Annotated in this window: 6 protein-coding genes; all 6 read right to left on the minus strand. The window is 45.1% G+C overall.

Features of this window, described 5'->3' with window-relative positions; genetic code table 11:
* Nucleotides 1–9: 9 nt before the first annotated feature.
* Nucleotides 10–861, minus strand: a complete 852-nt coding sequence (gene proC, locus BTA30_RS09660; RefSeq protein ID WP_076761050.1) for a pyrroline-5-carboxylate reductase — start codon at nucleotides 859–861, stop codon at nucleotides 10–12.
* Between the two features lie 353 nt (nucleotides 862–1,214).
* The gene (locus tag BTA30_RS09670; protein ID WP_076761052.1) at nucleotides 1,215–1,892 is read right to left on the minus strand and encodes a DUF421 domain-containing protein; all 678 of its coding nucleotides are present in this window, start codon (nucleotides 1,890–1,892) and stop codon (nucleotides 1,215–1,217) included.
* 132 nt (nucleotides 1,893–2,024) lie between these two features.
* On the minus strand, nucleotides 2,025–2,618 hold the full coding sequence (gene cysC / locus BTA30_RS09675) for an adenylyl-sulfate kinase (RefSeq protein ID WP_076761053.1): 594 nt from the start codon (nucleotides 2,616–2,618) through the stop codon (nucleotides 2,025–2,027).
* Nucleotides 2,615–3,778, minus strand: a complete 1,164-nt coding sequence (gene sat, locus BTA30_RS09680) for a sulfate adenylyltransferase (protein WP_076761054.1) — start codon at nucleotides 3,776–3,778, stop codon at nucleotides 2,615–2,617. Before sat ends, cysC begins: the two co-directional genes overlap by 4 nt.
* The gene (cysP, locus tag BTA30_RS09685; protein ID WP_076761055.1) at nucleotides 3,741–4,880 is read right to left on the minus strand and encodes a sulfate permease; all 1,140 of its coding nucleotides are present in this window, start codon (nucleotides 4,878–4,880) and stop codon (nucleotides 3,741–3,743) included. The genes sat and cysP overlap by 38 nt, the downstream gene beginning before the upstream one ends.
* A gap of 14 nt (nucleotides 4,881–4,894) precedes the next feature.
* Entirely contained in the window at nucleotides 4,895–5,605 is a 711-nt protein-coding gene (locus BTA30_RS09690; protein ID WP_076761056.1) for a phosphoadenylyl-sulfate reductase, read from the minus strand.
* Nucleotides 5,606–6,074: the final 469 nt, after the last annotated feature.

Below are 6,074 nucleotides of genomic sequence, written 5' to 3' on the forward strand. Positions count from 1 at the left end.
TATGGGCGTTTACCTTGCTGTGACTAATTGTTTTAGTTCCTGGCTGATGGTTTTTGATCGCTTTGCGGCATGTTTGACCGCCTGTTCGATCGCTTCGCCCCCGCCGCTTTCTTCCAAAGCTTTTAAGCCGGCGGCAGTCGTACCGTTAGGAGAGGTGATGTTGTCTTTGAGAACAGCGGTGTCTTCCGGGCTTTCCAATAGCATTTTTGCGGCGCCTAATAGTGTTTGCGCACCGATTTCTCTCGTTAATTTTTGGCTTAATCCGGCCTCGGCTCCCGCTTTTTCAATGTGCTCCATTAAAAAATAAAAATAAGCAGGCCCGCTTCCGGCAATTCCTGTGAAAATATCCATTTTGTTTTCTTCGATGGCGTACACTTCACCCATGCATCGAAGCAGCTGTTTTGCTGTTTTTGACTGATCGTCTGTTACGCTGCTTCCTTCAGACATTGCGGTTGCTGAAGCGCCGATCGTGCTTGAAGTATTAGGCATAATTCTGATGACGGGCTGATTTTCGTGCAGCGCGTTTTCAATAAATGAGATTGATATGCCAGCTAAGACTGACAGTATGAGCTGATGAGGCTGAATATGCGGTTTCAAGGATACGAGCGCAGCTTCGGCATCCTTTGGCTTCATCGCCAAGATGAAGCAATCGATGTTCTGATAGTCAAGCGCTTCTTTTTTGATGCCCTGTATCCCGTATTTCTTCTGGAGTTCTTTTAAACGCTGGTGATTCGTGTGGTTTGTAACATGGATTTGGCTGGCGGGCAGTTTTTTAGACTGAAGGATGCCTGAAATCATCCCTTCGGCCATTGATCCAGCCCCTATAAATGCTACGTTTTTTTGATTAAAGATCTTTAACATCTCCCTTTGTTCGCATTTCTGTTCGTATTTTTTCGAACACGGTTAGTATATTAACACTTTAGATATTTATGTCAAGTTTGCGTGTTTTGACTGGACGGCAATCAAGACGTGAAAAATGGAGGATTTTGCAGAATAAAGGAAAAGTTAAGCGATTTAAAAAAGGAATTTTGATTTTGCGGTGCATCTTTCGTCGTTTACAATCATTTTGAATTGAAGGTATTTTGTATGAATTAGCGCTATGCTCTAGAGAAAGAAAGCCTTTTAGCCCGGTATAAAAGTATGATTTCCCGAGGGCTAGCTGTTCAGCGAAAAAAGCGCGGGCTCGAAAGATGTCGATCCCGCTTTCATCCCCGTCAATATTTTGTAATGTAGAGCTGCCCTTCATCACCGCGCCATTCTGCGTATAGCACGTCGCTGTACTGATTGATGTTTTGGCTTGATAATTGATTTTGCAGCCAAAGTTCATCAAAGCCGGCTTCATGCAGGTTATCCTTTTCCAGCTGGCCGTCAAGGATTAAGGAAACAGGAAGCTGAACCGGTTTATAAGGGATGTTTAAATCCTGTTTTGTCGTCATTCCGTATTGGTGTTTAGGGAGGACGCTCAGTGTGCCGTCTGTTTCCAATATAGCAAAGTCAATTTCGTTAAGGGAAAAACAGCCTTTTTCGCGCGCTAAAGTTTGCAGCTGGTTCAAATCCAGTTTGTTTTTTTTAAGAGCGTTGTAGTCGATTTTTCCTTTATTGATGATGAGGCTTGGACGTCCTTCCAGAAAGCCTCTCATGGCTTGAACTTTTTGAGACAAAACTTCGATTGAATAGATGAGAATCCCCCAAACGATAATAGCAAAGAGGATTTTCCAAATGGTGACTGCTTCATCAAAAATTGCGTTTCCAACCATCTCCCCTAAAATTAAAGCGGAAATAAAATCGAATGGGGTGATTTGGGCGAATTGGGTTTTGCCCAATATCTTCGTCATGAGAAATAATGCTGCAAATCCGACTGTCAGTTCAACTACCAAATGTATATAGTCCATCAAGGTTCCCTCCCGAATCTCTCTCTTCATTGTTTACATTCGGGATGCAGTTTAAACCAGCGGAAATTTTTCCCTGACAGGCAAAGAAAAAGCTTATCTGCTGTTTCAGCGACAAGCCTTCATATCAAACGATTAAATCCATTTGTTTTCTTTTAAATAGGCGATGATCATATCTGCTGATTCATCTGCCGTATACCGGTTTGTATCAATGATCAGTTCCGGGCGGACAGGTGGTTCATAAGGAGACTGTATACCGGTGAAATCCTTGATCTCCCCTTTTCTTGCTTTTTGATAAAGTCCTTTCGGATCACGCTGTTCACATATATCAACCGGACAGCTGACATGAATCTCGATAAATTCGTCTTCAGAAAAGAGCTTTCTGATTTGGGCGCGGTCTTTGAGGTATGGAGAGACGAATGCCGTGAGGACGATTTGGCCGCTGTCAACGAAAAGCTTCGCCACCTCTCCGATTCTTCTTAAATTTTCGGTCCGGTCTTCTTTGCTGAACCCAAGGCCTTTGTTCAAACCGTGCCGAATATTATCCCCATCCAATACATAGCTTCTGATTTTTGACTGATAGAGCCGCCTATCAACTGTGTTGGCCAGCGTTGATTTTCCTGAACCGGGCAGTCCGGTAAACCAAAGCACACCGCTTTTATGCTGATTTAACCGCTGTCTGTCGGCTTTGTCCATAGCCGGCTGATGCCAGACGATGTGATGAGTCATGTGTTCTGGCTCACCTCTTTCTCATTCTGTTTGCATATGCCATTGATCAATACTTCACTAACCTCAGGCCTCGTAAATTCCTCCGGCGGCTTTTGCCCGTTTACAAGCATCGCTCTTACCTTTGTGCCTGACAAATGCATATGGTCTTCCTTATCATGCGGACATGTTTTAAGAGATCCCATGTTTCCGCATGCTTTGCAATAAAAACAATGCTCAAAAAACAGCGGTGTTATGCCGATTTCTTCATCTGAAAAATGGCTGAAAATATGCTGTGCGTCATAGGTGCCGTAAAAGCTCCCGACTCCAGCATGATCGCGTCCTACAATAAAGTGGGTGCATCCGTAGTTTTTGCGGACAAGCGCGTGGAAAATCGCTTCACGAGGGCCCGCATAGCGCATCGCCGCAGGAAATACGGATAAACAGACGCGGTCTTGCGGATAATAGTTTTCCAACAGAACCTGGTAGCTTTCCATTCTGACATCAGCCGGAATGTCATCTGACTTTGTCTGGCCGACGAGCGGATGAAGAAGCAAGCCGTCAACCATCTCCAAAGCCGATTTTTGAATGTATTCGTGAGCGCGGTGCACAGGATTTCGGGTCTGAAAGCCCACGACCGTTTTCCAGCCGCGTTTTTTAAACAGGTCCCTTGCTGCTTTGGGATCCAAATAAAAGCGGCCGAATTTTTCCCGCTGCGGGCGGCGGATCATCGTGATAGGCCCGGCCATATAAACGCTCGGACGTTCAAACAGTTTTTTGACCCCTGGATGGCGAAGGTCGGCTGTTCTGTATACATGTACAGCTTCCTTTAGTTTATCCGCCGGATATAGATCGGTGACAGTCAAAACGCCGTAGACTGTTTTGTCTTTGACAAGTTTGACAGAATCGCCGATATCGATGCGGGTGAGCGCATTTTTTTCAACGGGAAGCGTAATCGGAATGCTCCACGGAATCCCGTTGGAAAGGCGCATCTCTTCGACGACAGACTGATAATCCTGTTCATTTAAAAAACCGGTTAATGGGCTGTATCCCCCTGTTGCAATGAGCTCCAAGTCGCTTAGCGCCATATCATCGAGTTCGACTTCATGCCTGGTTTGGTCTGCCTGGTGGCAGACATCAAACCGGTTAACTAAAATCCCTCCATGCGGCTGGTTCTCTTTCATGGTTTCTCCCTCCAACGATCGATTTAATATTGTCCCTTCTTTGACCCCTCTTTCGCTGTGGTTTTCCGGCCTGCTTCATAAGGCTGACAGAACCGAGGGTGGCCAGAAATACACATAAAACAACAGAAACAGAATATAGATCAAAATCAAGAAAGATCTTCACGAGACTATAAGAGATGACAAGCGAAAAAACAGGGGAAACAACCCACACTTTCATGAGTTTAACGATCACACTTTTACGAAAGATGGCTTTCCCCTTCTCAGACAGTCCGATCCCGATAATGCTGCATGTCGTAATCTGGGTTTGCGGAACGGGAATGCCAAAGAGTGATGCACCGATGACCAGGACAGCTCCGAGCCCGGAAACGGCTGATCCCTGCAAAAGGTTAAGGTTCGTTATTTTTTTTCCGTTTGTTTCAATGACTCTGCTTCCAAGACAAATCGCTCCGATTGCGACAAATAGACCGCCTAAAAATGTTCCGCTGCCGATCGATAACAGTCCCGCCCCTACAAGCGGGCCCACCGAATTGGCGACATTATTCATCCCAGCTGAAAAAGCCTCCAAAAACCCGGTCAAAATCACCAGCACAATAAGCACGCGCGACCACTTCTTCTGTTTCAGCCATTTCAGCTTTCGTTCTGTTCCTTTAATCAGCTGGCCGATGAGAAAAGCGAGAAAAAAAGCAATGATCGGGATGATCAGCCAATACACCACGATCAGCATCAGTTTATCCGTAAATACGACCTGAAAGGCGACCCCCACTCCGACAATCGAGCCGACCGTGACTTCGCTTGTTGAAAGCGGAATGCCCGTCATATTGGCGATAAAAAGTGATACTGCCGCCGCCCCGAGGATGATCACGACGATATTTACATTAAGAATCGACGAAGGAATGATGCCTGAACCGATTGTTTTTACGACTTCCCCGCCGCCTATCACGGCGCCCAGAAACACGCCGATGCCGCTGATCCACAAGGCAATCCGCCTTTTTCGGACGGCGCCTGAGCCGTAGGCAATCCCCATTGTTGCTGCTGCGCCGCTTGCTCCTATGTTCATGGCAAAAAATAAAGCGATTATAAATGCCAAAACTGTAATCGTCATCTTCTATCCAGCTCCTACCGGAATTGATGCAGCCCGCATTCTGTTTTTTCGCGCTGGGCCCACCTTCCCGCTCTTAAATTGCCTCCGTCTGTCACTGGAAGTGTACACATCTCACAGCCGATGCTTGGATATTGCTGGTCATGCAGCTTGTGGTATGTCAGCTGGTTTAATCTGATGTAGCTCCATACATCACCCCACGTCCAGTGAATCAGGGGGCAGATTTTGACCAGTTTAAATTTGTCGTCTTTGTTGATATAGCGGACATGCCTCCTCGTTTCCGACTGTTCCCGCCTAAGCCCGGTAATCCAAGCGTCCATGCCTGAGAGGTGCTCTTTGAGCGGTTCGATTTTGCGGAGGCTGCAGCAAAGGTCGGGCTGACGCTGCCAAAGTTCCTTTCCATACTTCTCTTCCTGCTCTTCCAATGTGAGAGCCGGCTTCAAGAAACGGATCGAAAGGCCGGGATACTTGTGTTCTATTTCCTTGATGAGGTCATAGGTTTCTTGAAAGTGAAGCCCAGTATCCAAAAAAACGATGTCAGCATCTTTTTTAATCTTTGAAATTAAATCGATTAAAACGATCCCTTCGGCCCCGAAACTGCATGCATAAACGATTTTCCCGTAAGTGCTGTAAGCCCATTTCAAAACATCCATTTCACCGCTAAAGCCATCCATGACTGGTTTTGCATCTTCTTCATTCCATGTGTTATACGTTAAAACACCGTTCATCTATTTTCCCCCACTTTAATGCATCATAAAGGTTTACTTGCTTTACCCTCCCAACAAAACAAACTGAACTGAAAGAACATATAGGCAGATTATTCACTTTTTGAGCAAATGTGATCTGGAAAAAACTTTTATCCGCCCACTTTTGTGAATGTTTGAAAAAACGCCGACAATTTTTTCAGGCAACTGAAACAAACCGGGATCCCGAAGCTTCAGCTATTTTTTATACAGCTCAAGGGAAATGGACCGCTCTAAGTTGATAATGGCCGGCCGTATCCTCGAGGTGTTGGCTGTAAAAAAAGGAATTCCCAAAATACGGAATCATGATAGCATATCTTTCTTAAGCGAAACAATCCAATGAATTTATGTATATGATTTACATGTTTATAAATGATTTTAATGTTATTTCAGAATATCAAAATACTACACTAAGTCTTCTGTATCTTTGTAAAATAAGATATTTAATTTTATT

It is taken from the genome of Bacillus swezeyi (genome assembly GCF_001969815.1).
GTDB classification, from domain to species: domain Bacteria; phylum Bacillota; class Bacilli; order Bacillales; family Bacillaceae; genus Bacillus; species Bacillus swezeyi.

Coding starts and splice junctions, on each gene's coding strand:
- proC (WP_076761050.1), bottom strand. CDS start 861: ATGTTAAAGATCTTTAATCAAAAAAACGTAGCATTTATAGGGGCTGGA.
- BTA30_RS09670 (WP_076761052.1), bottom strand. CDS start 1,892: ATGGACTATATACATTTGGTAGTTGAACTGACAGTCGGATTTGCAGCA.
- sat (WP_076761054.1), bottom strand. CDS start 3,778: ATGAAAGAGAACCAGCCGCATGGAGGGATTTTAGTTAACCGGTTTGAT.
- BTA30_RS09690 (WP_076761056.1), bottom strand. CDS start 5,605: ATGAACGGTGTTTTAACGTATAACACATGGAATGAAGAAGATGCAAAA.
- cysC (WP_076761053.1), bottom strand. CDS start 2,618: ATGACTCATCACATCGTCTGGCATCAGCCGGCTATGGACAAAGCCGAC.
- cysP (WP_076761055.1), bottom strand. CDS start 4,880: ATGACGATTACAGTTTTGGCATTTATAATCGCTTTATTTTTTGCCATG.